The organism is Klebsiella sp. HC6, from assembly GCF_022605325.1.
Taxonomy (GTDB): domain Bacteria; phylum Pseudomonadota; class Gammaproteobacteria; order Enterobacterales; family Enterobacteriaceae; genus Klebsiella; species Klebsiella terrigena.
Genome location: NZ_CP093276.1, coordinates 3,727,685 through 3,753,593, shown reverse-complemented (window position 1 = coordinate 3,753,593; position 25,909 = coordinate 3,727,685). Strand labels below are relative to the sequence as shown.

The window sequence follows — 25,909 nt, the reverse complement described above, 5'->3', positions numbered from 1 at the left end:
GGCGTAAATTAGCGCGGGTTGGCTTTTTCTCGATCGTTAACATTGTGTTATACGCTGTGGCCAAAAAGTAATATGACATTTTGACATTCCGCCCTCTAGTATCGAACCAAGGCTGCGATGATTATTCATTAATTATGCACTTTAGCGCCTGCTTACGAGTTCTGTACTTCTGGAGGAATAGCAATGGGTCGAATTTTAACACTGGCTGACGTCGAAGCTGCCGTTAAGGGTGGTTCAGTGTTTGCCTGCGGCGGCGGCGGTTGGGTCGAACACGGGCTGGAGTTAGGCAGAATGGCGGTCACCGTTGGCCGCCCCGAGCTGGTCACCATGGATGAGGTCGACGATAGCGCCTGGATTGCCACCGCCGCGGCGATTGGCGCCCCCGGCGGGCTGACCGACTGGGAAATGCTCGGGATAGATTATGTTAAGGCCGTCCAGCTGGTGCAAAAAGAGCTGGGTGAGCCCATTTATGGCCTGATTATCGGGCAAAACGGGATGTCCAGTACGCTAAACGGCTGGCTGCCGTCCGCCATTCTCGGCACCAAAGTGGTCGATGCGGTGGGAGATCTGCGCGCCCATCCCACCGGCGATATGGGCTCGCTGGGCCTTGCTTCCAGCAGCGAGCCGATGATTCAGGCGGCGGTGGGCGGCAATCGAAAGAATCATGCCTATATTGAACTGGTCGTTAAAGGCGCCACCGCCAAAGTCTCCCCCATACTGCGCAAGGCTTCGGACATGTCCGGGGGCTTCATCGCCAGCTGTCGTAACCCGATTCGCGGCGCTTACGTGCGCCAGCACGCCGCGCATGGCGGTATCAGCCGCGCCATTTCCCTTGGCGAAACTATCATTGCCGCCGGCCAAAAGGGCGGCAGCGCGGTCATCGATGCGATATGCAACCACACCGGCGGGCAGATCATCGGCAGCGGGAAGGTGACGCAAACCACGCTGCAATATACCAGTGAGGCCTTTGACGTCGGCATTATCGACGTCGGCCAGGGCGAAAACCTGCGCCGCATCCACGTGATGAATGAACATATGGCGGTGGAGGATCGCCACGGCCAGCGCATGGCGACCTATCCGGACGTCATCACCACGCTGGATATGCAGGGCAACCCGGTCAGCGCCGGGCAGCTGAAGCCGGGCCTCGAAATCGTTATTTTTCACCAGCACCATAGCCAAATTCCGCTCTCTTCCTCCGTCACCGATCCGGCGGTTTATCCTGCCGTTGAGAAGACCCTGGGGATCGAGCTGTTCAGCCATATTCAGCAGGGAGTCGCAAAATGAAAAAGAGCTATAGCGTGACCTCGGGTACCCAGCTTCGCTGCCTCGGCTGGCGCCAGGAAGCCCTGCTTCGCCTTCTGGAAAACGTTCTGGCGGTGGGGGAAAACCCTGACGAGCTGGTGGTCTACGCCGCGCTAGGCCGCGCCGCGCGCGACTGGCCGTCGCACGACGCCATCGTGCAGGCGCTGAAAACCATGCGCGAAGACCAAACCCTGCTGGTGCAGTCCGGCAAGCCGATTGGCCTGCTGCAAACCCACGCCAACGCTCCGCTGGTGATTATGGCGAACTGCAATATGGTCGGCCAGTGGGCCAAAGCGGACAACTTCTATCGCTGGGAGAAGGACAATCTGATCTGCTGGGGCGGCCTAACCGCCGGCGACTGGCAGTATATCGGCTCGCAGGGCGTCATTCAGGGGACCTACGAGATTTTTTCCCGTATTGCCGAACGCGACTTTGATAGCGATCTGCGCGGGCGCTTTATTCTGACCGCTGGTTTAGGGGGGATGGGCGGGGCGCAGCCGCTGGCCGGCACCATGGCCAGGGCCGCGATCCTCACGGTAGAGGTCAGCCAAAAGAGCATCGACAAGCGGCTGAAAAACGGCTTTCTGCAGCATCAGGCGCGGGACCTTGAGCATGCGCTCACCCTTATTCGCAATGCGCAGAACGACCGGGAGCCCGTCTCCGTTGGCTTACTGGGCAATGCCGCCGACGTTTTTCCGGCTATTTTAGCCAAAGGGATTATTCCCGATATCGTGACCGACCAGACCGCGGCCCATGATTTAGTCTACGGCTACGTGCCTTCCGGCTACTCCCTGGAGCAGGTTGTCGCCCAGCGCGAAAAGGATATCGACGTTCTGATGGATGCCGGCCGCCGCTCGATCGTCCGGCACGTCACCGCCATGCTCGGATTTATGGATCGCGGCGCCGTGGTGTTTGATAACGGCAACCTTATTCGTACCCATGCCTATCAGGGAGGGGTTGAGCGCGCCTTTGAGATCCCGATTTTTACCGAGGCCTTCCTGCGCCCGCTGTTCTGCCGCGCTATCGGCCCCTTCCGCTGGATTGCGCTGTCCAATAATAGCGATGACATCAAGGTGATCGACGATTATCTGCTGACGCGCTTTGCCGACAACCAAATCGTCAGCAACTGGATCCGCCTGGCCCGCGAGAAGGTGCCGTTCGAAGGTCTGCCTGCGCGTATTGCCTGGCTTGGCCACGGCGAACGAACGGAACTGGCGTTGGAGGTGAACCGCATGGTGGCCGATGGTCGCCTGAGCGGGCCGATTGCCTTCACCCGCGACCATCTCGATGCCGGAGCGATGGCGCATCCCAACATCATGACCGAGAAGATGAAAGATGGCTCGGACGCCATCGCCGACTGGCCGCTGCTCAACGCCCTGGTGAACTGCGCGTCGATGGCCGATCTGGTGGCGATTCACTCCGGCGGCGGCGGATATAGCGGCTATATGACCAGCTCCGGCGTGACGGTGGTTGCCGACGGTTCAGACGCCGCTGCGCAGCGCCTGCAGCTCTCCATGACCAATGATACCAGCACCGGCGTGATGCGCTATGCCGACGCGGGTTACCAGGAGTCCCTGGATGAAGTAAAAGAAAAATCAATCCCTTATATTAATTTATCTGCGGCCGGCTAGCCCTGCGTATGAGGTCATTATGACAAAAACCACGACTTCCCCCCTGAGCGCCGAGGCTATCCGGTCGGTACCGGAGCCGCGCAGCAAGGGGTATAAAGCGATTGCTGCGGCATCAATAGGTAATGCGCTGGAATGGTATGACTTTTCAATCTATGCCTTTTTCGCGGTCTATATCGCGCAGAACTTTTTCCATCAGCAGGATGCCGGGGCGCAGCTGTTTGAGGCGTTTTTAGCCTTTGGTCTCGGTTTTGTGATTCGGCCTCTGGGGGCGTTGGTCATCGGCGTCTATGGCGATCGGGTAGGGCGCAAGGCCGCCCTGACGCTGACCATTATGACGATGGCCGTGGGCACGGCCATCATCGCTTTTGCTCCGCCCTACAGCGCGATCGGCATTGGCGCGCCGCTGCTGATTCTGTGCGGTCGGGTGCTGCAGGGCTTCTCCGCCGGGGGCGAAGTGGGCGGCGCGGCGGCCTTTTTGGTCGAACATGCGCCGGCCGAGAAAAAGGGCCAGTACGCCTCCTGGCTGCAGGCCAGCATGGGGATCTCCAATATCTTTGGCGCGCTGGTGGCCACGGTGGTGACCCTGACCCTCAGCCACGAACAGATCGGTGACTGGGGCTGGCGCATTCCGTTCATTATTGGCCTCTCCATCGCGCCTATCGGTTTGTGGATGCGCAAAACGCTGGAGGAAACGCCGCTCTTTATTGAGGAGCTGGCCCGCCGCAAGGTGGAGAAGATCGGGCCGGAAATGCCCCTGCTGCAGCTTTTTAAAGCGCACGGCAACGCGGTGTTGCTCGGCACCGGGCTATCGATACTGTGGGCCGTTAGCGTCTACGCGCTGATTATCTACATGCCGATTTACGTTCAGCGTCAGCTGCATTTTGAGAGCCACCAGGCGTTCCTCGCGGCGCTGATTGGCAACTGCTTTATGGTGGTGTGCTGCGTCGCCGCTGGCACTTATTCCGATCGTATCGGCACCCATAAGCTGCTGATGATCGGCGCCGGCCTGCTGCTTATCTGCAGCTATCCGCTGCTGCTGCTGCTCGACGCTTCGCACACCACGCTGACGCTGATTGTGGTGCAAAGCCTGTTCTGCATCCTGGTATCGCTGTTCGTCGGCGTGGCCCCCCTGGCGCTGTCCGAGCTGTTCCCCACCGACGTTCGCGCCAGCGGCATGTCCGTTTCTTATAACCTCGCGGTAACCCTGTTTGGCGGCTTTGCGCCGGCGGTGTTGACCTGGCTGACCGAAAATACCGGAACGCGCTTTGCGCCGGCGTGGTACGTGATGATCGCCAGCGTGCTGGCGATGGTTGCGTTGCTCAGCATCGAGCGGCAAAAGGCGAAAAAACGCTGATCGACGAGTGGCTATAAAACAAAGTTATTTAATTTCAATAAGATTGCCTGATTAACATGACAGCATAAATAATAAGAGGGTTGGATCTATGTCAGCAAAATTGTCGCTTTTGATGATTGCACTGCTCACTCTGAGCTACAGCAAGGTAGGTTTATCCGCGGTCACTCTGGATGGACACTCGATTACGCCCGCAATTATTGCCAGCGTGGCGGACGGCGAAGCCGTGGCGATCTCTCCTGCGGCCACGGCGCGGGTGGAAAAGGCCCACCAGGTGCTGATTGAGGCGGCGCAGAATGGGCAAAAAATCTACGGTTTAACGGTCGGCGTCGGTCTTAATAAGGACCGGCCGATGGTCGACGTCCACGGTAAGCTGACCGATGAGGTGATCGCCGCGTCGAAGAAATTTAACGTCGGCCTGCTGCATGCCCATTCGGGCGGCATCGGTGAGCCGATGAGCCAGCGCATCGCCCGGGCGACGATGGTAACCCGCCTCAACACGCTGTTGACCGGCGGCGGGGGCGTGCAGCCGGAGGTGATTGACGCGTACGTCGACTTCCTCAATAAAGGCATCACGCCGGTTATCCCGAGCGAAGGCTCTATTGGCGAGGGGGATATCACCATTATCAGCCATATCGGGCTGGCGATGATCGGCGAAGGCGATGTCTACTACCAGGGGAAAAAGGTTCCGGCTAAGGTCGCGCTGGAGCGCAGCAAAACGTCGGCGGTGGTGCCTTATGCCAAAGACGCGCTATCCATCCTGAGCTCCAACGCTTATTCGGCATCCAGCGGCGCGCTGGCGCTGAATTCGCTGGCTCATCTGCTGCCGCTTAATTCTCTGGTTTATGCCACCAGCCTTGAGGCGTTAAACGGCAACGTTTCGCCTTTCCTCGAGAATACGCTGGCGCTGCGCCCCTACCCGGAGGTGGTGGCGATGGGCAGTCACCTGCGCACGCTGCTTGCCGGCTCCAGCCTGTGGGAACATGACGATAGCCGCCCGCTGCAGGATCCGCTGAGCTTCCGCTCCGGCGTCTATTTACTGGCCGAGCTGCAGCGTAGCTATCAGCAGGCCTGGGACCAGCTGCTGGTGCAGCTCAACAGTTCTGACGATAACCCCGGCGTCGCGATCGGCGTTTCCGCCCCGTCGGACCGCCCGCAGGATCGTCTGGGCTATGTGGATCAAAATGGCGTGAAAGGCGCCGTTTTGCCAACCGCCAACTTTGAACCTCTGCCGTGGGTGCTCTCCTTTGAACAGCTGAGCATGGCGCTGGCCCACAGCTCGTTGGCCAACGCGCAGCAGGTCGTGAAGCTCAACAACCCGTCGTTTACCGGGCTGACGCGCTTCCTCGGCACGGACAATACCGTTCACGCCTTTGGGGCGATGGAAAAACCGGTGATGTCGCTGGCGATGCGTAACAAAGAGCTGGCCATGCCGGTGTCGATGGACTTTATGCCGGTCGCTGGTGATATTGAGGATATCGCGACGAATGCGCCGGAAGTCGCGCAGCGCCTGCAGCAGCAAATCGATAACAGCTATCAGCTTTTGGGGATTTTGCTGGTCCATGACGCGCAGGCTATCGATCTGCGTAAGCAGAAGAACAACGGCTTCAGGATGTCGCCGCCGACCGGCGCCCTGTACGATGCGCTCAGGCGCCAGGTGAAATTTATGGATAGCGATCGCCCGCTGAGCCCGGACTTTGCCGCTGCGGCCCAGGTCCTGAAAGCATTCGATGTGCGGGATGTGGCGGCGAAATAGCGCTCGCCTTGCGGACCGGTCAGTATGGTCAGAAGCCGGCAGCCTCTCTGGAGGCGCCGGCTAAAGAGTAAAACGCGACGACTATTTGGCCTGTAGCCAGATTCCGGCAATATCCATCCCCGTGACGGGGGATGCCTGCAGATTTGCTGCAAAGAGTAAATACGGCCGGTTAACGCCAGCTGCCACCAAAGTTTCTCTCTCATTTTCCCAATCTAAATAGCAGTGACACAACCCGGCCAGCTGGCTGGCGTGTAAAACAATCGTCGGTTCAAAAAATAGTTTACATTGCTATGTATTGCTAATTATTATCATTGCGTTTCTCATAATGAAAATCATTCATAATTTAACTCATTAATAATTAATATATTTATTTTACAGGGGATCTTCTCATGTCTGGTCAATTCCGGCTCTCGCTGCTTGCTACCGCTATTGTTTTAGCGTTCCCGGCCTGGGCTGCTGATAAAAATGATAACGCTTCGTCAACCGATCGCACGGATACCCTGACGGTGGTGGGTAACTGGCTTGATTCGCCGGATTACAGCACGGTTGTGCTCGATCACCCCGGCGCCAGGACTATCGTGACGGAGCAACAGGTTAAGGAAAAGGGCGGGGAGACGGTTTCAGAAGCCCTGCGCGGTATTCCCGGCGTTCAGGTTCAGGAGAATAACGGCACTGGCGGGAGCGATGTCTCCTTGAACGTGGGCGTACGCGGTCTGACATCGCGCCTGTCACCTCGTTCTACCATCATGATGGATGGCGTCCCGCTTTCCGTTGCCCCTTACGGCCAGCCGCAGCTGTCAATGGCGCCTCTTTCAATGGGAAACATTCAGTCAATTGATGTGATCCGGGGCGGTAGCGCCGTCCGTTACGGACCGCAGAACGTCGGCGGTGTGATCAATTTCGTCTCGAAGGATATCCCGGAAGAGTTCGGCGGCGCGGTGAGCGCGCAAACGGAAGGCGCATCGCACGGGGGGCTAAAAACGCTGACCAGCGCTTCCGTTGGCGGAACAGCGGAGAATGGTCTGGGTGCTGAGCTGCTGTACTCCGGTTTGCACGGGCAGGGATACAGAGAAAACAATGACAACACCGATATTGACGATTTTATGCTGAAAACGCGTTATCGTTTTACCCCGAAGGACGAACTGACGGGTAACTTCCATTACTATAACGCCTCCGCAGGTATGCCCGGCGGCCTGACGAAAGAGCAGTATCAGCAAAATCCCTTCCAGTCCGTACGACCCTTCGATCAGTTTGCCGGGCGCCGTCAGGATATGTCTTTTAAATATCGCCATCAGGAAGAGGATAGCCAGTTTGAAGTGCTGACCTATTTCACTAAAAGTTTCCGTACCAGCGATATTCAGACCGACGGCACCGGGGCTCTGGAAGGGCAGAGCCGACTGGCGGCAGCGCCGCGTCACTATACGACCTGGGCTATCGAGCCGACGTATTCACACCTGTTCCGCTTCTGGGATATGGCTCATGAGATAACCCTGGGCTATCGCTATCTGAACGAGACGTCGGATGAAAAAGGATATCGATCCAACTGGTACGATCCGACGACCACCACCTCTGCACCGAATTCAAAAGAGAACTACTATCAGCATACCTCCGGCGGTACGGAAGCTAACGCGTTTTATATTGATGATGCCGTCAACGTCGGTAACTGGACCATCACCCCTGGGCTACGCTATGAAAGTATCCGTACGCATGTAAATGATTCTTTCGCCGATATTTCGCGAGAAAAATCATATAGCGAACCTTTGCCGTCGATCAACGTGATGTACCACCTGTCCGACAGCTGGAAGCTGTTTGCTAACGCCAATACCTCTTTCGGCAGTTTGCAGTATTTCCAGCTAACGCGCGGGGGGAATCACGGCCAGCCGGCTCCTGGCCTACAGCCTGAAAAAGCGCATACCTATGAGGTCGGTACCCGCTATGACGATTCCGTACTCAAAGCGGAGCTGACGGCTTTCTACATTGATTTTGATAATCAGCTGCAGTACATCAACAACACCATCGGCTGGACCACTCTGGGCGCGACCAAGCATCAAGGCATCGAGCTGGCTCTGAACTACGATCTCAGCGAACTGGCGCATAGTCTGGATGGGCTCAGCCTCTATTCCACCTATACCTATACGCGCGCCGTATCCGTCAGCGGAGAGTTTTCGGGTAAAGATCTGCCGTTCTATTCCCGCCAGGTGCTGACGGTGGGCTCCCGCTATGCAACGGGCAGCTGGGTGTGGAACGTGGATGGCTATTCGCAATCGCGCCAGCATTCTCCGGGGTCGTCTGATGCCGGCAACGGTTACATCACCCAGGAGAGCGATGATGGCCAGTACGGCAATATTGCGGGCTATATGGTGTGGAATATGCGCGGCGAATATGACATGGGGCCATCATGGTCAAATTTGAAACTGGGCGCCGGTATTAAAAACCTTTTCGATCAGCGCTACTACACGCGTTCAACGGATAATAACTACGGGAAATATGTTGGCGAGCCGAGAACGTTCTTTGTTCAGGCGTCACTGGCATTCTAAAAGAGCTCATCTTCGCGGTGTATTTGATACACCGCGAAGCGGCTAATAGAGGGTCATCGCGTTGCGCGCGCTTAACATGTTGGTTCATCACATCTTCCTCAGCGCATGAGCAAAATGTGTCAACGTTATTCAGGATGGGCAACAGGCGAAAAAAAAGCCCGTACTTGCGTACGAGCTCTTCTTCAAATATGGCGGTGAGAGAGGGGTTCGAACCCTCGATACGTTGCCGTATACACACTTTCCAGGCGTGCTCCTTCAGCCACTCGGACACCTCACCATATTGTTTCGCTGCACACCTTGGGTGGGCAACGGGGCGGTACTATAGGGAGTTGCGCTAAAACGGTCAAGCAGTATTTATTCTTTCCTTACCGTTCGCTCAAGCAATGAACACCGCCCCGGTAAAAAACGCCGGGGCGGTGGCTTTAACGCTGTGAATCAAGCTGTTCGCCGTTCTTCACCACGTCCTGCGCTTTGGCGTAGCTCTCAATCAGCAGCTGATAGGCCGGGAACACTTTAGTATAAACCTCGGCCCACTCGGCGGCGTCGGGACGGTTCCAGGTCAGCTGCAGCTCGGACGCCACCGCGGCGGTATCCATCGGGATGACGCCGGCCTGAACGACACGAGCCAGCGTTATCTCCTGCGCCATCTTGCTGTAGGTGCCTGAAGCGTCGATAACCGCGAAGACCTTATAGCCATCGGCCACGGCCGCAATAGACGGAAATGCCATGCACACGCTGGTAATGGTGCCCGCGATAATCAGCGTTTTGCGCCCGGTGGCCTTCACTGCCGCCACGAAATCCGGGTTATCCCAGGCGTTAATTTCACCCTTGCGCGCAATATAGCGAGCATGTGGCGCATTCTCATGGATCTCAGGGAGCAGCGGACCATTAGGCCCCTGCGGTACCGAGGCGGTGGTGATAACCGGGATCCCCGCAAGGGAGGCCATCTTCGCCAACGCGGCGGCCCGGGCGCGCAGTTCCGGCATTGGCATATCGCCAACGGTCTGGAACAGACCGCTCTGATGGTCAATCAGCAGCATGGCGCTGTCGTTTACATCAATCACCGGGCGAGCCCCGTTAAAATTAGCTGGAGTAGACATTTTTTGTACCTCTGTCGCGTCAGATTTGGCCAAAACGGCCGCTATTAAAATCACGCACCGCTTCGGCGATTTGCGTTTTGCTGTTCATGACAAATGGGCCATAGCCGACGATAGGCTCACCCAGCGGTTCGCCGGCCAGCAGCAGGACCCTGGCATCAGCGGTAGCGCTGAGGTGCAGCGTTTCACCCTGCTGGCTCAGCACCACCAGCTGGCCTTCGCGCGCGTTTTCAGCGCCGTTAACGCGGACTTCACCTTCAAGCACAACCAGCGCGGTGCTCCAGCCGGCAGGCTGGCGTAACGAGACGTCGCGGCCCTGCGTCAGCTGCATATCCCAGACGTTCAGCGGCGAGAAGGTGCGTGCCGGTCCGGAAACGTCGGCATAATCACCGGCGATGACCCGAACGTGGCCTGCGTTATCCGCCAGCGCGACGCGGGGAATGAGGTCAGCGGTGATGCTCTGGTAGCCGGGCGCGGCCATTTTGTCTTTGGCCGGCAGATTGACCCACAGCTGGATCATCTTCAGCTCGCCGCCGGTACGGGTAAATTCCGCCGAGTGGAACTCTTCGTGCAGGATCCCGGCGCCCGCCGTCATCCACTGCACATCGCCGGGGCCAATCACGCCGCCTCTGCCGGTTGAGTCGCGGTGCTCAACTTCACCTGAATACACGACGGTAACGGTTTCAAACCCGCGATGCGGATGCTCGCCAACGCCGCGTTTGCCGCTTCCCGCCGGGAAGCTATGCGGCCCTGCGTAATCCAGCAGCAGGAAGGGGCTCAGCTGCTCGCCGTGGGTTTGATAAGAAAACAGCGAGCGTACCGGGAAACCGTTACCGACCCAGTGCTGGGATGGCGCGGTATAGACGCCTGTAATCTGTTTCATTGTTCTCTCCTGTGCGGTTGTTTCAATGTCGATAAGCTTAGATGCGCGGCTAATAGCCCGGTAGATAGCAAAAATGACCTATACTGTTCTAAAAATGGAACAATGGGGGAAGGATGCAGGATCTCAACGACTTAGCCTGGTTTGTCCAGGTGGTGGATCATGGCGGATTCGCCGCTGCGGGTCGGGCGCTCGATCAGCCTAAATCGAAGCTCAGCCGCCGCATTGCCCAGCTGGAAGAGCGGCTCGGCGTGCGCTTGATTCATCGCACCACAAGGCAGTTCGCGGTAACCGAAGTTGGGCAGACGTTTTATCAGCACTGCAAAGCGATGCTGATCGAGGCCGAGGCGGCGCAGCAGGCGGTGGATACCCTTCGTTCTGAGCCGCGCGGCAGCGTTAAGCTCACCTGTCCGGTTACCCTCCTGCATGTGCATATTGGCCCGATGCTGGCGCGTTTTATGCAGCGCTATCCGGGGGTGAACGTGCATCTGGAGGCAACCAACCGACGGGTTGATGTGGTCGGTGAGGGGGTTGACGTGGCTATTCGCGTGCGGCCGCGGCCCTTTGATGATAGCGATCTGGTGATGCGGGTGCTGGCCGATCGCGGGCACCGGCTGTTTGCCAGCCCGGCGCTGGTGGCGCGCATGGGGCAGCCGCAGGCGCCGTCTGAACTGAGCGAGTGGCCGGGACTGAGCCTGGCCGCCGGCAAGCATCAGCATAAATGGCAGCTGACCGGTCCGCAGAGCGCCCGTGCGGAGGTCTATTTTACGCCGCGAATGGTGACTACCGACATGCTGGCGCTGTGCGAAGCGGCGGTCGCCGGCATTGGCGTTGTTCAGCTGCCGCTATTAATGGCGCGCGATCGGCTGGCGGCGGGTGAGCTGGTGGTGGTGCTTGACGAGTGGCAGCCGCGCCGGGAGGTGATTCATGCGGTCTTTGCCTCACGCCGCGGGCTATTGCCGTCGGTGCGCGCGCTGGTGGATTTCCTCAGCGAAGAGTATCAGCGGATGGAGGAGGATTAGCGCAGGGCCGGATGCGCCGGCCCTGGCCAGAGGTTTATGATGACTTTTGCTCTCTGAAGGCGACGACCGTATCCCATGCGGTTTGCTGCAGGGCGCGGGCCGTCCGTTCGGTCATATCGCTGTCGACAGGGAGGGCGCCGCCTACCGGAGATTGATTATAGAGGGTAGCAAACAGTACGCAGGCCGTCAGGTAGGTGCCGGCCAACGACGGGTGGTTGCCATCGCTGTGGTATAAATTTATCTCCGGATGCTGCTCAACGGCGCGCGCAAAGGCGAGGCCGACGGGGGCCACGTAGCCGTGCGTCTGGCGGGCGATGTCAAGATAGGCCTTTTCCAGTTTATCCGTCTGCTCCGGTTTATTTTTGCTGGCCCAGGTCATAAACCAGACGACCTTTTCATTCGCTTTATGCGCAATGTCCGCCATGGCTATCGCCGACTGCGTGAAATACTCCCGGGTGGCGGCCTTTTTGCTGATGGTTTCCGTCGAGTTTCCCTGGAAGACGACCACGTCCCACTTTTGCAGACCGTTCTGGAACTGCAGGTTGGGAATATGCCAGCCCAGATGTCCGGTCGAGATGGTAATACCGCGATACGTATAGCCTTTGCCACTTTCGGGCAGCAGCGAGCGGGCGAGGTCCCGCAGGCGAGTGTTCACGTTGTTATTGTAGTGGGTGTAAGAGTTTCCATATATTGCGACGGTTTTATTTTCGCCGTCCATTATCGCCTGTGGAGAGGGCGCAATAACGGTATCGGCCAATGCGAGGCTTGACAGGCACAGATAGCCGGCCAGCAGATAACGTGCTTTTTTCATCTTGCTTATCCTTAAAAGTCGTAGCGCAGCCCGGCGATGAATGCATCGTCATGGGCTGGCTTATTTTTATTGGCTAATTCCTTCACGTAGCTCAGGGACAGCCAGGTATCTTTCGCCAGGCTTAATTGTGTTTCGGCACGCCAGCCCCGGCGTTCGGCATATTTTTTGCCATTTTCATTTAGCGTACTATATCCTCCTAAGAATCTAACTTTTTGATATTTCCATGAGGCTAAAGAGTCGAAGCTGGTATAATCGTTATCGCTATTATTATCACGGGCGATAGCCACGCGGCCTACCGTGGTCGCGAGCGAAATATTGCCATAGTCCAGCTGCAGTCCGCCGATATATTGCGTATGTTTTTTCCTCCCGTCCGTCGTTTTGATCCCCTCCTTACGTTTATATTCGCTGGCGGCGATGGCCGGCGTTATCTGCAGATCGGCCAGCGACCAGGTTTTTCGATAGCTGGCCATCATGCCGTCATCGAGGGCGTCATTATCGCTATTACCGTTACCCATCACGTATGCCAGCTGGATCTGATGTCCGTCAAACTCACCGTTCCACTGAATGGTGCCGTCCTGGCGGTTAAACTGGTATGAGCTATCTATCGTCGTAATCCCGTAGCTATAGACGTTGGGGGTAAAGTTTTTATAGCGGTCGGTCATTTTCATGACCTGATAGAGCGGGTTTTTGGTGCGCCCGCCGATTAATTCCCCGTAGCGCTTGTGGGAAAGACCGAGGTAGGCATAGCGCGCGTCCAGATCTTTATCGCCGGTTTTATTATCGTTTTTTTCAGTTCGCACCTGCCATTCAACCCGGCCGACTATTTTGGTTTCATCAAGTAAATCTAATTTATGCGTTAAATAAAGCCCCAGGCGACCCCCGAGCTGGCTGCGCGAATCGTCTTCGGCAAATGAGGCGTCGCCGTGGGCGAGCTGCCATTCTAACCGGCCATATATATCCAGCGTGCTCTTTTTATCTTTGTAAACGTTCATTGCCGAAACGGAATAGCTGACGCTGATTAATGCGCCAATGATAATGGCTTTCGTTGTTATATGCATAGGATCCTCGGGCCAGAGAAAAGGCGTAGTAACGGGTTATGTTCTATTGTTGGAGGTACGTTTTTTTTTAAACCTGAACGAGGGCGGGAAATAGGGGAAACATTTTTTCTCATAATCAATTGTGAGCTTAAACACAAATTGCCATAAACTTTGCTCTTTTCACCGCGGATTAATCCCTTGGCGGCCCGGAGATTAATTAATTTAAGCACCTCGGCGGCGTAAATCAGCGTGGGTTTGTTAAGTCGCTCACATTTTAGCTCCGGGATCCTGGCTCGGTTGTGGGAAATAAATTTTCCCATTTTTCCGCTTAATTATTTAACGCACAATCAGCCCGGATAGAGAAAACCATTCGGTTGTAGCAAAATGGCGCCATGCTGTTGATAAGGGCGCAATCCATACAGGAGTTAATGATGCGAGGTAGTCAAAGTTCGGTATTTGATTCAGGACTCTATTCCTCTCTGTTTACCCAATCGGAGATGAAGGTTATCTGGTCGGATGAAAACCTGATTCGCTGTTGGCTAACGTTCGAATCGACCGTGGCGTGCGTTCAGGCAGAGCTGGGGATGATTCCGCAGCAGGCGGCGGACGATATTGGCGAAACCTGCCGGACGCTTTCCCTTGACTGGGGCCGACTTGCCGAGGAAACCCGCAGCGTGGGTATGCCAATCAAGCCGCTGATCGATCAGATTGCCGATGCGGGGACGCCGCTGGTGAAAAAATATCTGCACTGGGGCTGCACCACCCAGGATCTTCTGGATACCGGACTGGCGATGCGTCTCCATCAGACGCTGACGCTGCTGCGGCGCCTGGCGATTGGGCTGGGAAACGCGCTAAAAGAGATGGCCGTAGAGCATAAGCACAGCGTCATGGTGGCGCGCACCAATTCGATAGACGCATCGGCTACCACGTGGGGGCTACAGGTGAGCGGCTATCTGGGGGAGCTGACCCGGCATGTGCGACGTCTGGATAACCTGTTCGCGACGGCGACAACCGGCTTATTTGGCGGGGCGGTGGGTAACCTGGCGTCGGTTGGCGCGCAGGGGCTGACTATTCGCAACCGTCTGATGAGCGAGCTGGGATTAAGCTGCCCATCAGGCGCCATGAACGCCAGCCAGGATAACGTCGTTGAAGTGGTGCAGTTTTTCGCCCTCGTGCACGGCACGCTGTGCCGGATCGCCAATGACGTCGAGACGCTGGGGCGCACGCCGATTGCCGAGCTGCGAGAGGGGGAAGGCGGCGGCGGCTCCAGCGCGATGCCGCATAAAACCAACCCGCGCTCCAGCAATATGATACAGACGCTGGCCCGCATGGGCTGGATGTACTCCTCAGGCGCGCCAAACCTGCTCGATCAGCATGACGTCCGTTCCGCCTCCGCCCGGGTGCTGAACTGGACGCTGGTGCCGGAAGCGGCGCTATGTCTTGCGACCAGCCTCGAGCGCGGCGAACGCCTGATTCGTCATCTGGTGGTGGATACCGCTAAGATGCGCGAGAACTTCAGCGCCTCGCGTCACTTTATTATGTCTGAATCCGTCTCCATGAAGCTGGCAGAAAAGGTTGGCCGCAGTGAGGGGTACAACATGCTGAAAAACCTGCTAAACCAGGCGGACGGATCGCAGAACCTGTACGAGACCCTCACCGGATGTCCGGCAATCGTCGATCTCCTGTCCGCGGAGGAGATCCGCGAGGCCTGCGAACCGACCAGCTGGCTTGGCAGCAACGATGCGTTAATTGATGAAGCGATCGATGCTTTCGATCGTCAGCTATCTTCCCCGGCCTGATCGGCGATGTCTGCTCATCCGGTGGCCGTCAGGTACCGGATGAGAAGGTTTCAAAAAAGCCGAAAAGATCTTCCAGCTGTTCAAAATTGCCTTCTCCGCCGCCTTTTTCATAGGCCAGATGCAGCGTCAGCTCAATAAAGAAAAAACCAATGATCCGACTTTTAAATACCGAATGGGTATCGCTCGGTAACACGAATTGCAGATTGCAAAATTTCCCGTAGGGGTTGGATTCAGAATTGGTGATTAGCACCACCAGCGCCTTTTTGCTGCGAAACCATTCGGCGATGCGTAGCGCCATATTATTAAATCGATAGTATGAGAAAACGATCAAAACGTCGTTATCGGTCAGGTTTAGCAACGATTTTGGTAATTCTCCGGCATCCAGCGATAATAGCGTGACGCGATCGCGAAAATACTTGATGAGCGTGACGAAGTGCGTTGCCATCGCATGGGATGATGAGGGGCCGACGACATATAATTTACGCTCGTCGTTGAGGATAATATCGATAAATTGATTCAGACTGTTGATCTCGATACTCTCTTTGAAGCTGGCAAAAAGGCCCGCCACGTTATTATTGAACTCCGTGACCACCTGTTCCGTTGCCACGTGGTCTCTGGCCGGCGAGCGCGCGGCCAGCTCATAGGGGGAAATCATCTTTTGCGGCGACAGCGACTCCTCAACGACGCGCCGGAACGCCGCGTAACCGGTGAAACCGAGTTTATTTAAAAACCGCCCAATGGTCGCTTTACTGACCGCCGCGTTGTTTGCGATATCGACAATGCCGTGGTAGGGAATTTCATTAAAATGGTCGCGGATATAGTTATCCAGGCGCTGTTCTGACTCGGTTAAAGCGGATAAATGTGCGGTGTTGGCTTTATATTCATCCAGCGTTAAGGGTGATTTAATCGGCATTTCATTGACCCCGAAGACTTATTTCTCTGTGAAATATCTCATAGTTAGAGAGATAAGTAAGTATTACGCTAATGCCATCAGCAGGGACGCTTCAGGTTATGGGATCGTGCGCACAATTTGCTGTGGGAAAATCATTTTCTCATTTTTTACGCCGCCCGCGAAATTTACTCTGTTGCCATCTAAAAACAACCCTCGACCAGAAGCGAAGCGCTCCGTATCTTACCCGGCTTCATACAAGGATATCATCCATGATCGCATTTATAATCGCCATTGTGATTACCATTATTGCTGCATGGTTAATCATTAAAAACGTTCAGCCCCAGACGGTTCTGCTGCTGGCCGGCCTGACGCTGCTGACCGTCACGGCGCTGTTTTATCCGCAACAGAGCATTCTTTACGGCCACGCAAAATCGACGGGCTCAATATGGCTCGATATTTTCGCTTTCGCCAAAGAGTCCCTGGCCACCCAGGTTGCGGGGATAGGGCTTATCATCATGGCGGCCGGGGGCTTTGCCAGCTACATGGATCATATTAAGGCGTCGAATGCGATGGTGAACGTTTGCATTCGTCCTTTACAGGTTATTAAAGCCCCGTACGTGATTCTGGCGCTGGGATATATTTGCGCTCAGCTACTGCACGTGGCGATCTCCAGCGCCGCCGGGCTGGCGATGCTGCTGCTGGTGACCTTTTTCCCGGTGCTGGTGCGTCTGGGAGTGAGCAAAGCGGCGGCGGCCTCGATGATCGGCCTGTGCGCGTTTATGGATTTAGGCCCGGCGGTTGGCACCGCTAACCTCGCGGCTAAGCATGCCGGTATGGAGGCGGCGGTCTATTTTGCCCACTACCAGATGCCGGTGGCGCTGGCCGTGATGCTGGCGGTCGCGGTGCTGATTTTCTTCACCGCGAAATATTACGATAAAAAAGAGGGACATTACCCAGGTGAAGCCTTGGTGGAGCAGGAGAGCGTCGGCGAAGCCGGGCCGCGGGCGCCGACGTTTTACGCCATTCTTCCGGTCTTTCCCGTCATACTGGTGCTGGTATTCAGCCCGTTAGTCATCACCTCGGTTAAGGTCGACGTGGTTACCGCGATGATCGTCGGGACGCTGCTGGCCTTCGTCTGCGAGCTGGCGGTGACGCGGGATTTTCGCGCCAGCTGTAAAGGCGTGCAGAGCTTTTTTAAAGGGATGGGGAGCATGTTTACCAGCATCGTTTCGCTGCTGGTGTGTGCCGATATTTATGCCCAGGGAATGCAAAAAATTGGCGCTATCGACTATTTACTCGATGCCGTACGCAACGCCGGTTTTGGTTTTGCCAGCATGACGCTGGTCATGACCGCCCTGGTCGGCGTGACCGCCGTGCTCACCGGCTCCGGCGTCGCGGCCTTCTTCTCCTTCTCCGGTATGGCTCCTTCTATTGCAAAGACCTTTGGTGAAAGCGCGGTAAAAATGATCCTGCCGATGCAGATGATGGCCGGCATGGGACGCTCTATCTCCCCGGTCGCCGGGATTATCATCGCCGTCAGTAAGGCCGGGGAGTGTTCGCCATTTGCTATCGTCCGCCGGACGTTAATTCCTGCAGTGGGCGGTATTATCGCCATGCTGGCGGCCAACTATGTCATGTTCTGAAAACGATATGGATCGCTTCACTCACCGGGACCCCGTTATGTTGAATGATATCAAAGACAAGCCACTTTATATTCCGTATGCCGGTTCGCTGCTGCTGGAGTCCCCTTTGCTGAATAAAGGCAGCGGTTTTACGCTGCCAGAGCGCGATAATTTTAATCTTCATGGTCTGATCCCCGCCGCGGTTGAAACGATTGAAGAGCAGGCCCGACGCGCCTGGCTGCAGTTTCAGAGCATCGATTCTGCTATTGCCCGACATATCTATTTGCGCAATATTCAGGATATTAACGAGACCCTCTTTTATCATCTGCTGGAGCGCCATTTAGCGGAAATGATGCCCATTATCTATACCCCGGTAGTGGGGCTTGCCTGCGAGCATTTTTCGGCCATGTATCGCCGCGCGCGCGGGCTTTTTATCAGCTGGGAAGATCGCTTTCGCATCGATGATATTCTGCATAATGCTTCCCGGCAGAATATCCGGGTGATTGTTGTTACCGACGGCGAACGTATTTTAGGGCTGGGCGATCAGGGAATGGGCGGAATGGGGATCCCGATCGGCAAGCTGTCGTTATATACGGTCTGCGGGGGGATTGCGCCTGAATATACGCTGCCCGTTTTTCTTGATGTTGGAACCAATAACCCCCGGCTGCTAAGCGATCCGCTTTATATGGGATGGCGGCATTCGCGCATTACCGGCGAGGAGTATTTTGAGTTTATCGATCTGTTTATCCGCGCCGTTAAGCATCGCTGGCCGGATGTCTTGTTGCAGTTTGAAGATTTTGCCCAACAGGCGGCGATGCCCCTGCTGGAGCGCTACCGCGATGAGTTGTGCTGTTTCAATGATGATATCCAGGGAACCGCCGCGGTAACGCTGGGAGCGCTGCTGGCGGCGAGCCGGGCAACCGGACGGCCGCTGCGCGAACAGACGGTGGTGTTTCTTGGCGCCGGGTCGGCAGGATGCGGGATTGCCGAACAGATCGTGACGCAGATGGTTGCCGAAGGTTTAAGCGATGCGCAGGCCCGGGCGCGGATCTATATGGTTGACCGCGCTGGCCTGCTCACGGAAGATCAGGCGGGTCTCCTCGCCTTCCAGGCACGCCTCGGCCAGCCGCGCAGCCGTCTGGGGGAGTGGGAGGGCAAGGACGGTAATTACGGCCTGCTGGAGGTGATTCGCCGCGCGCAGCCGACGGTTTTGATTGGCGTAAGCGGCCAGCCCGGTCTGTTCAACGAAGCTGTGATAACCGAGATGTATCGTCACTGCCGGCAGCCGATTATTATGCCGCTCTCGAACCCGGACTCCCGGGTCGAGGCGCGGCCGGAAGATATTCTGGCCTGGACCGACGGGCGGGCGATCGTTGCGACCGGCAGCCCTTTTAAGCCCGTGCAGCGGCAGGGGAAAAGCTACCCCGTTGCGCAATGCAATAACGTCTATATCTTTCCCGGCATCGGGCTTGGGGTGGCGATCGGCGAGGCCCGGAGGGTGACGGAAGGGATGCTGATGGCGGCAAGCCGAACGCTGGCGGAGCACTCTCCGCTGGCGCTTCACGGTACCGGACCGCTGCTGCCCGATATCTCGGATATTCAGTCGATGACTAAACATATTGCGATTCGCGTAGCGCAGGCGGCGCAGCAAGACGGCGTTGCCCCCGTGCTCTCAGAGGAGACGCTGCGGGCACGCATTGCGGACAGCTTCTGGCGTCCGGTTTATCGACAGTACCGGCGCACGCCGTTCTGAATCACCTGATTCTTCGCGAAGGGGAGGGCTGGCTCGCGGTCTGTCCAGCTGGCGATGCCAGCTGTCGAACCCTGGTCGAGGCTTCTTATCCCTCCCGGCGGGTGCAATAGGCGAAAAAAAAGCCCGTACTTGCGTACGAGCTCTTCTTCAAATATGGCGGTGAGGGAGGGGTTCGAACCCTCGATACGTTGCCGTATACACACTTTCCAGGCGTGCTCCTTCAGCCACTCGGACACCTCACCATATTGTCATTCCCGTTGTCGCTGGGAACGGGCGCTAATTTAGGGAAATACCTATCTCCCGTCAATCAACTTTTTTAAAAAAGCGCGCGTTTAGCCAAACTTCGCGCAACCTGCTGGCGAAACGCACGACAATCGTTTTTTTTGTCACCACTCTCTTTTTACCCGCCGGCCAGTCGAAATTTGCTATGCTGGCAAACCAATAGAAAACAACAAGTAAAATACGGCGCTAACGCAAACCTGCTGAAGACATTAGCTATCAGGAGTCACAATGGAGATTATCTTTTACCACCCGACGTTTGATATCCCGTACTGGATTGCCGAGCTGGAAAAACAGCTCCCCGGTTCGCGCGTACGCGAGTGGAAGCCTGGCGACGATCGGCCCGCCGACTATGCGCTGGTCTGGCACCCGCCGGTGGAAATGCTCCAGGGCCGCGACCTAAAGGCCGTCTTTGCGCTCGGCGCGGGGGTGGATTCGATCCTCAGCAAACTGCGCGAACATCCGCAGATGCTGCCGCTCTCGATTCCGCTGTTCCGCCTGGAAGATACCGGCATGGGGCTGCAGATGCAGGAGTATGCGGTCAGCCAGGTGCTGCACTGGTTCCGCCGGTTTGACGATTATCAGGCGCTGAAGCAGCAGGCGCGCTGGCAGCCGCTCGATGAATACCGGCGCGAAGATTTTTCCATCGGCATCATGGGGGCCGGCGTGCTCGGCGCGAAGGTGGCGCAAGGGCTGCAGGCATGGGGCTTCCCGCTGCGCAGCTGGAGCCGCAGCCGCAAGGCGTGGCCGCAGGTGCAAAGCTTTGCCGGGGCCGATGAGCTGAATGAATTCCTGCGCGAAACCCGGGTCCTGATCAACCTGCTGCCCAACACGGCGGAGACCGTCGGCATTATTAATCAGCAGCTGCTGGCGCAGCTTCCGGACGGCAGCTATGTTCTCAACCTGGCGCGCGGCGTCCATGTCGTTGAAGACGACCTGCTGGCGGCGCTGGAAAGCGGTAAACTTAAAGGCGCCATGCTCGATGTCTTCAGCCGCGAGCCGCTCCCGGCGGCAAGCCCGCTGTGGGCGCATCCGCGAGTGGCAATGACGCCGCATATCGCCGCGGTGACGCGGCCGCAGGAAGCGATTGCCTATATAGCCGGTACGATTAGCCAGCTCGAACGAGGGGAAACGGTCAGCGGGCAGGTCGATCGCCAGCGCGGTTATTAAAAGAGAACCCCGCTGCGGCGGGGTTTTGCTAATCATACGTCCTGATTCCTGCTATTCTTGCCACAAACAGAGAAGGAGATTGTGATGTATCCTGTTGACCTGCACATGCATACCGTCGCCAGTACCCACGCCTACAGCACCCTGCACGATTACATTGCCGAAGCAAAGCGCAAGGGGATCAAACTCTTTGCGATCACCGATCATGGCCCGGATATGGCCGATGCGCCGCACTACTGGCACTTCGTCAATATGCGCATCTGGCCGCGGCTGGTGGACGGCGTTGGCATTCTGCGCGGTATTGAAGCCAACATTAAAAATATTCACGGTGAAATTGACTGCTCCGGTCCGATGCTCACCTCCCTGGACCTGTTCATTGCGGGCTTCCATGAGCCGGTCTTTCCACCGCAGGACAAAGCAACCCATACCGAGGCGATGATCGCCGCGATGGCGAGCGGCGCGGTGCACATTATCAGCCACCCGGGCAACCCTAAATTCCCGGTCGATATCCCGGCCATCGCCGAAGCGGCGGCAAAATACCAGGTGGCGTTGGAGATCAACAACTCCTCATTTATCTCCTCACGCGTAGGCAGCGAAGATAACTGCCGGGCCATCGCCGCCGCGGTGCGCGATGCCGGAGGCTGGGTGGCCCTCGGCTCTGATTCGCATACTGCCTTTACGCTGGGCGAATTCAGGGAGTGTCGCAAGATCCTCGATGAGGTGAATTTCCCCGAGGAGAGGATCCTTAACGTTTCTCCGCGCCGGCTGCTGAACTTCCTTGAATCTCGCGGGATGCCGGCGATTGCTGAATTTGCCGATCTTTAATTTGTCTAACTGGAATAACTGAATGAACGAGTTTTCAATCCTCTGCCGCGTGCTGGGCTCCCTGTACTATCGTCAGCCGCAGGACCCGCTGCTGGTGCCGCTGTTTACCCTTATTCGTGAAGGCAAGCTGGCGGCAAGCTGGCCGCTGGAGCAGGATGAGCAGCTGGAGCGCCTGCAAAAAAGCTGCGACGTGCAGCCGCTGGCCGCCGATTACAACGCGCTGTTTGTCGGCGAAGAGTGCGGCGTCCCGCCGTACCGTAGCGCCTGGGTTGAGGGCGCTACGGAGGCCGAAGTTCGCGGCTTTCTGAGCGAGCACGGGATCCCAACCGGGGAGGGGCGAGCCGACCATATTGGTTCCCTGCTGCTGGCCGCTTCGTGGCTTGAGGATCATGCGACGGAAGATGAAAGCGAGACTCTGGAAACGCTGTTTGCCGACTATATTCTGCCGTGGTGCGGGATCTTCCTCGGCAAGGTCGAGGCCCATGCGGTGACGCCTTTCTGGCGGACAATGGCGCCGCTGACGCGCGAGGCGCTCTCCGCCATGTGGGATGAGCTGCAGGAAGAGAATGAAGAATAAATGTGATTAATATCACATTTTAAATGCAACAAAGAGAATGCTATTTCAGATAGTGTGCTCATGATCGCATTTGAAGGGTGCGTATCTGCTATGATACGCGCCATGAACATACTTCTCGCAATTGCAATAACGACGGGCATTCTCTCCGGGATCTGGGGATGGGTGGCGGTCGCGCTCGGCCTGCTGAGCTGGGCTGGCTTTCTCGGCTGCACGGCCTATTTTGCCTGCCCGCAGGGCGGCCTGAAAGGGCTGCTGATCTCTACATGTACGGTGATGAGCGGCGTGATATGGGCCCAGGCGATCGTCTACGGCAGCGCGCTGGCGCCGCATCTGGAAATCCTCGGCTATATGATAACCGGAATCGTGGCGTTTCTGATGTGCATTCAGGCGCGTCAGGTGCTGCTCTCCTTCGTGCCCGGAACCTTTATCGGCGCCTGCGCAACCTTTGCCGGCGGCGACGACTGGCGTCTGATTGTGCCTTCTCTGGCGCTGGGGCTGGTTTTTGGCTATGCGATGAAAAACAGCGGACTCTGGCTGGCAGCGCGGGCGGAAAAGAGTAAATCGTTGGCCCACGAAACCCCCGACGAAGCCTGAGCGGCGCTATCCCACCTAAAACAGGACCTCTGGTCCTGTTTTGCTTTTCTGTCAATCACCTTTTCCTGCTTGCGCGGCGCTCCCTGGCGCCACGGCGGGCGTAACTCTCCCCCGGGCTGTACTCTCGAAGCCATTTTATTCGATGGTTAATCATATTGTTACGCCCGGGCCCAGGCGAAAAATTAAACGGATTGCCGGTCGGCAGCCCGCAAAAGGGAGCCTGCGCGAGGAAAACAGCAGGCCAGGGCAATTAAAGTATATTAATCCGCAACATACCCTTGCTATTCTGGCAACCGAACATCGCGCATTGCCGGGCCTCGGGCTTTCGTCCTCGGGGCCGTCATGCGATATTACCGCTAAGCTTTACTTAAGACGTTTGCCGACAGGAGGCGAAATGGCTGTTAAACCTGAGGTTATTCTCGGAGACATCACAACGCTGGCAGTCGATGCTATCGTCAACGCTGCTAACCCTTCACTGCTCGGCGGCGGCGGGGTCGATGGCGCTATTCATCGGGCCGCCGGGCCGGAGCTGCTGGCCGCGTGCAAAATAGTGCGTCAGCAGCAGGGCGAGTGCGCTCCCGGTCATGCGGTGATCACCACCGCCGGCCAGCTCCCGGCCAGCGCGGTTATTCACGCCGTTGGGCCGATCTGGCACGGCGGCGATCGCCAGGAGGCTGAACTGCTGGCCGATGCCTATAAAAACAGCCTGCAGCTGGCGGCGGCGAATAGCTACCGCTCTATTGCTTTCCCGGCAATCAGCACTGGCGTGTACGGTTACCCTAAGCAGGCTGCGGCGGAGATAGCCGTGCGGACGGTGAACGCCTTTCTCACCCGCTACAATCCGCTGGAACGCGTCTGCTTTGTCTGTTTTGATGCCGAAACGGCTGAGATTTATCACCGCCTGCTGCAGGCACAATAGGCGCAGCGCAGCCGACGCTGCTGGCCAGGCAGGCGTCGGCAATTATCAATGAAGGAGATCTGTTGGTGGCTGAGGGAAAGGTAGCGCAAAAGCAGCTCGTTCGTCGGGCGGAGATTGTTTCTGCGGCGCAAGCATGTTTTGCCGCAAAAGGGCTCCACGGCGCGTCCGTTGCCGATATTGCCCGCGAGGCCGGGCTTAGCGTAGGGCAGCTGTACCGTATTTTTGCCAGCAAAGAGGAGATTATCGAGGCGATAGTCAGCGAAATTGTTCACGCCAGGGTGGAGGAGATGATTCGCGGCAATCACGACCTCGAGCGGATGGCATCGCTGCTGGCTGGCGTCATACCGCCGTCGGCCGCTACGATAACCGACAATTATCTGCTGATGGAGATTAACGCCGAAGCCTCGAGAAACCCGCGCCTGCGCGAAATTTTACAGCAGGCCGACCGGCGCCTGAAAGAGGAGGGCGGGCGTCTTACCCGTCACTCTCATCCCGAGATGTCGGCGGAGCAGATCGATGCTGCCAGTGAACTGATTGCGGTATTAACCGAGGGCGCGGCGTATCGCCGTGAGCTGACCACCGCAGCGGAGGCCAATAAGCCGGCGATGGCCGCGCTCTATCGCGACCTGTTCCAGCTTCTGTTTGACAAAAAATAATCTTCGCTGGCCTGCACCGGGGCCGCGCGCCTGGCGCAGCCCCGGAGTGGCTATCCGTTGGCCGAAACCTGCGGCTTCGGCGTTTTAGTCTGGAATTTCCCCGAAAAGAGGAAGCGCAGCAGCGGGATCCGCAGATGAATTTCGTAGAGGATCACCGCAATGCCGACCACAAAAATCAGCCCGGCAATAAACCCTAAGGTGTTCGATTGGATGGCCGGAGCAATCCACGCGCCGTACAGCAGGGTGAGCGGGTGGTGCACCAGATAGATAAACAGCGAGGCATTCACAAAATAGGTCACCCGTGCCGACTGGAAGTTCAGCAGGCGGTGCCCAAGGGAAAACACCACGTTAACCATCCACAGTCCGAGCACCATGGTAATGACGTACTCGGTTTCAAACATCCACGCGTCACCGGAGCCGTACTGTTGGTTCAGGCGGTAGGCGATAAAGCCCAGCAGGGCCCCGACGTAGCACCACGGCGACGGCCGGGTGAACAGCGCTTTCAGGCGCGGGTTGATAAAGGTTTGCGCGCCGAGGATAAAGAACGGCAGGTAGAACAGGGTCTGCATGACGATAAAGTTAAACAGGCCGTTGCTGAGAATTGGCGGGTAGAGAATGAACAGCGTGCGGCGGATCAGCGCGTAGAGCACGCCGAGCGCGAGGAAAATCATCGACAGCTGAGACAATGTGACGGTGTCACCAAAACTCGGGCCGCCTTCCGTGCGGCGCCCGGTGAGCCATTTGAACAGCACCACCCCGAGGGTAGTCAGAACGACCAGCACCAGTAAAAACCACAGATGCGAGATCAGCTCCCAGGCGAGGGTGTTGAATTTGTCGTACCCTGAGAGCGCGTGCCAGCTGTCGGCTTTACCGTTGACGTACTGCAGCATAATAAACTGCGGCAGGGTCAGCAGCGGAATGGCGGTTAACAGGGGGATGCCCACGCGCTCGACCCGCACTTTCCACCATTTTTTTAGCGGATAGCGAAGAAAAAGCATGTAGGAGAAGTAGCCGGAGATGACAAAGAAAACCTGCATGCGAAATGCATGAATAAAATCGTTGAACAGCGTCAGCCACCACGAAGGTTCGGCGCTATTAACATGCCAGCTGTGGCTGGAATAGATAAGCGATATGTGAAAGGGTATCCCCAGAAGCATTAACCATGCGCGGATGCTATCGAAGAAATATTCACGTTCTACTGGCGCATTATTCATACAGTTTCACTACTTTCTCAGACAATTCGTCTTATCACTCAAGGTGATAACGTTTAAATTCTCAGCAACCCTACATCAACTCTGGGTACCTGTCTCCAGGATAAGCACGCAAAGTGCAAAAGTGACAGAGAACTGTCCATTACCTGTACTGCTAAGCTGAACAATGCAGGGATTATGTTGTCGGATTG

Annotated in this window: 21 protein-coding genes and 2 tRNA genes; 15 read left to right on the top strand and 8 right to left on the bottom strand. The window is 56.9% G+C overall.

Going from position 1 to position 25,909, the window contains the following annotated elements:
• The first annotated feature begins 183 nt into the window (after positions 1–183).
• From MMW58_RS18075 to MMW58_RS18055, 5 genes are all read left to right on the top strand, one after another.
• Complete coding sequence (locus MMW58_RS18075; RefSeq protein ID WP_241721773.1) at positions 184–1,284, top strand: DUF917 domain-containing protein; 1,101 nt, start codon at positions 184–186, stop codon at positions 1,282–1,284.
• Entirely contained in the window at positions 1,281–2,933 is a 1,653-nt protein-coding gene (locus tag MMW58_RS18070) for a urocanate hydratase (protein ID WP_241721772.1), read from the top strand. The genes MMW58_RS18075 and MMW58_RS18070 overlap by 4 nt, the downstream gene beginning before the upstream one ends.
• A 19-nt stretch (positions 2,934–2,952) precedes the next feature.
• The gene (locus MMW58_RS18065) at positions 2,953–4,287 is read left to right on the top strand and encodes an MFS transporter (RefSeq protein ID WP_241721771.1); all 1,335 of its coding nucleotides are present in this window, start codon (positions 2,953–2,955) and stop codon (positions 4,285–4,287) included.
• An 88-nt stretch (positions 4,288–4,375) separates the two neighbouring features.
• Positions 4,376–6,040, top strand: a complete 1,665-nt coding sequence (locus MMW58_RS18060) for an HAL/PAL/TAL family ammonia-lyase (RefSeq protein ID WP_241721770.1) — start codon at positions 4,376–4,378, stop codon at positions 6,038–6,040.
• Positions 6,041–6,429: 389 nt separating this feature from the next.
• On the top strand, positions 6,430–8,577 hold the full coding sequence (locus MMW58_RS18055; protein WP_241721769.1) for a TonB-dependent receptor family protein: 2,148 nt from the start codon (positions 6,430–6,432) through the stop codon (positions 8,575–8,577).
• A 189-nt stretch (positions 8,578–8,766) separates the two neighbouring features.
• On the opposite strand, the gene MMW58_RS18050 is transcribed toward MMW58_RS18055, so the two are convergent.
• The 3 genes from MMW58_RS18050 to MMW58_RS18040 all read right to left on the bottom strand — a co-directional run bounded on the left by MMW58_RS18050 (position 8,767) and on the right by MMW58_RS18040 (position 10,557).
• Positions 8,767–8,854: transfer RNA gene (locus MMW58_RS18050), tRNA-Ser, on the bottom strand.
• A gap of 145 nt (positions 8,855–8,999) precedes the next feature.
• Positions 9,000–9,677 (bottom strand): isochorismatase family protein, encoded by a 678-nt coding sequence (locus tag MMW58_RS18045; RefSeq protein WP_241721768.1) that lies wholly within the window; start codon positions 9,675–9,677, stop codon positions 9,000–9,002.
• Positions 9,678–9,696: 19 nt separating this feature from the next.
• A complete protein-coding gene (locus tag MMW58_RS18040) occupies positions 9,697–10,557 on the bottom strand; it encodes a pirin family protein (protein ID WP_241721767.1) in 861 nt (286 codons plus the stop codon).
• Between the two features lie 113 nt (positions 10,558–10,670).
• Between MMW58_RS18040 and MMW58_RS18035 the strand changes: the two genes are divergently transcribed.
• Positions 10,671–11,576, top strand: a complete 906-nt coding sequence (locus MMW58_RS18035) for a LysR family transcriptional regulator (protein ID WP_241721766.1) — start codon at positions 10,671–10,673, stop codon at positions 11,574–11,576.
• A gap of 34 nt (positions 11,577–11,610) precedes the next feature.
• On the opposite strand, the gene MMW58_RS18030 is transcribed toward MMW58_RS18035, so the two are convergent.
• Both MMW58_RS18030 and MMW58_RS18025 read right to left on the bottom strand, forming a co-directional pair.
• Positions 11,611–12,387: a DUF4886 domain-containing protein gene (locus MMW58_RS18030; protein ID WP_133597427.1), complete on the bottom strand. Its 777-nt coding sequence runs from the start codon at positions 12,385–12,387 to the stop codon at positions 11,611–11,613.
• Between the two features lie 11 nt (positions 12,388–12,398).
• Positions 12,399–13,445, bottom strand: coding sequence for a porin (locus MMW58_RS18025; RefSeq protein ID WP_159236456.1), 1,047 nt, complete (start codon positions 13,443–13,445; stop codon positions 12,399–12,401).
• A gap of 410 nt (positions 13,446–13,855) precedes the next feature.
• On the opposite strand from MMW58_RS18025, the gene MMW58_RS18020 reads away from it, so the two are divergent.
• Complete coding sequence (locus MMW58_RS18020) at positions 13,856–15,223, top strand: class-II fumarase/aspartase family protein (protein WP_241723751.1); 1,368 nt, start codon at positions 13,856–13,858, stop codon at positions 15,221–15,223.
• 28 nt (positions 15,224–15,251) lie between these two features.
• Here the strand turns inward: MMW58_RS18020 and MMW58_RS18015 are convergent, their stop codons facing one another.
• A complete protein-coding gene (locus MMW58_RS18015; RefSeq protein ID WP_133597433.1) occupies positions 15,252–16,136 on the bottom strand; it encodes a MurR/RpiR family transcriptional regulator in 885 nt (294 codons plus the stop codon).
• A 248-nt stretch (positions 16,137–16,384) separates the two neighbouring features.
• Between MMW58_RS18015 and dcuC the strand changes: the two genes are divergently transcribed.
• On the top strand, positions 16,385–17,758 hold the full coding sequence (gene dcuC, locus MMW58_RS18010; RefSeq protein ID WP_133597435.1) for a C4-dicarboxylate transporter DcuC: 1,374 nt from the start codon (positions 16,385–16,387) through the stop codon (positions 17,756–17,758).
• A gap of 37 nt (positions 17,759–17,795) precedes the next feature.
• Positions 17,796–19,490 (top strand): NAD-dependent malic enzyme, encoded by a 1,695-nt coding sequence (locus MMW58_RS18005; RefSeq protein ID WP_241721765.1) that lies wholly within the window; start codon positions 17,796–17,798, stop codon positions 19,488–19,490.
• 154 nt (positions 19,491–19,644) lie between these two features.
• Here the strand turns inward: MMW58_RS18005 and MMW58_RS18000 are convergent.
• Positions 19,645–19,732 (bottom strand) — tRNA-Ser (locus MMW58_RS18000).
• Between the two features lie 268 nt (positions 19,733–20,000).
• On the opposite strand from MMW58_RS18000, the gene ghrA reads away from it, so the two are divergent.
• From ghrA to MMW58_RS17970, 6 genes are all read left to right on the top strand, one after another.
• Positions 20,001–20,939: a glyoxylate/hydroxypyruvate reductase GhrA gene (ghrA, locus tag MMW58_RS17995; protein WP_241721764.1), complete on the top strand. Its 939-nt coding sequence runs from the start codon at positions 20,001–20,003 to the stop codon at positions 20,937–20,939.
• Positions 20,940–21,023: 84 nt separating this feature from the next.
• Entirely contained in the window at positions 21,024–21,761 is a 738-nt protein-coding gene (locus MMW58_RS17990) for a phosphatase (RefSeq protein WP_045854817.1), read from the top strand.
• Between the two features lie 22 nt (positions 21,762–21,783).
• The gene (locus MMW58_RS17985) at positions 21,784–22,338 is read left to right on the top strand and encodes a TorD/DmsD family molecular chaperone (RefSeq protein ID WP_041144937.1); all 555 of its coding nucleotides are present in this window, start codon (positions 21,784–21,786) and stop codon (positions 22,336–22,338) included.
• A gap of 102 nt (positions 22,339–22,440) precedes the next feature.
• On the top strand, positions 22,441–22,932 hold the full coding sequence (locus tag MMW58_RS17980) for a DUF1097 domain-containing protein (RefSeq protein ID WP_241721763.1): 492 nt from the start codon (positions 22,441–22,443) through the stop codon (positions 22,930–22,932).
• Between the two features lie 394 nt (positions 22,933–23,326).
• Positions 23,327–23,851, top strand: coding sequence for an O-acetyl-ADP-ribose deacetylase (gene ymdB / locus MMW58_RS17975; RefSeq protein WP_241721762.1), 525 nt, complete (start codon positions 23,327–23,329; stop codon positions 23,849–23,851).
• A gap of 65 nt (positions 23,852–23,916) precedes the next feature.
• Positions 23,917–24,507, top strand: coding sequence for a TetR/AcrR family transcriptional regulator (locus MMW58_RS17970; protein ID WP_159236451.1), 591 nt, complete (start codon positions 23,917–23,919; stop codon positions 24,505–24,507).
• 50 nt (positions 24,508–24,557) lie between these two features.
• Here the strand turns inward: MMW58_RS17970 and mdoC are convergent, their stop codons facing one another.
• Positions 24,558–25,721 carry a glucans biosynthesis protein MdoC gene (mdoC, locus tag MMW58_RS17965; protein ID WP_133597447.1) on the bottom strand — a complete coding sequence of 388 codons (1,164 nt, stop codon included), beginning with the start codon at positions 25,719–25,721 and terminating at the stop codon, positions 24,558–24,560.
• Positions 25,722–25,909: the final 188 nt, after the last annotated feature.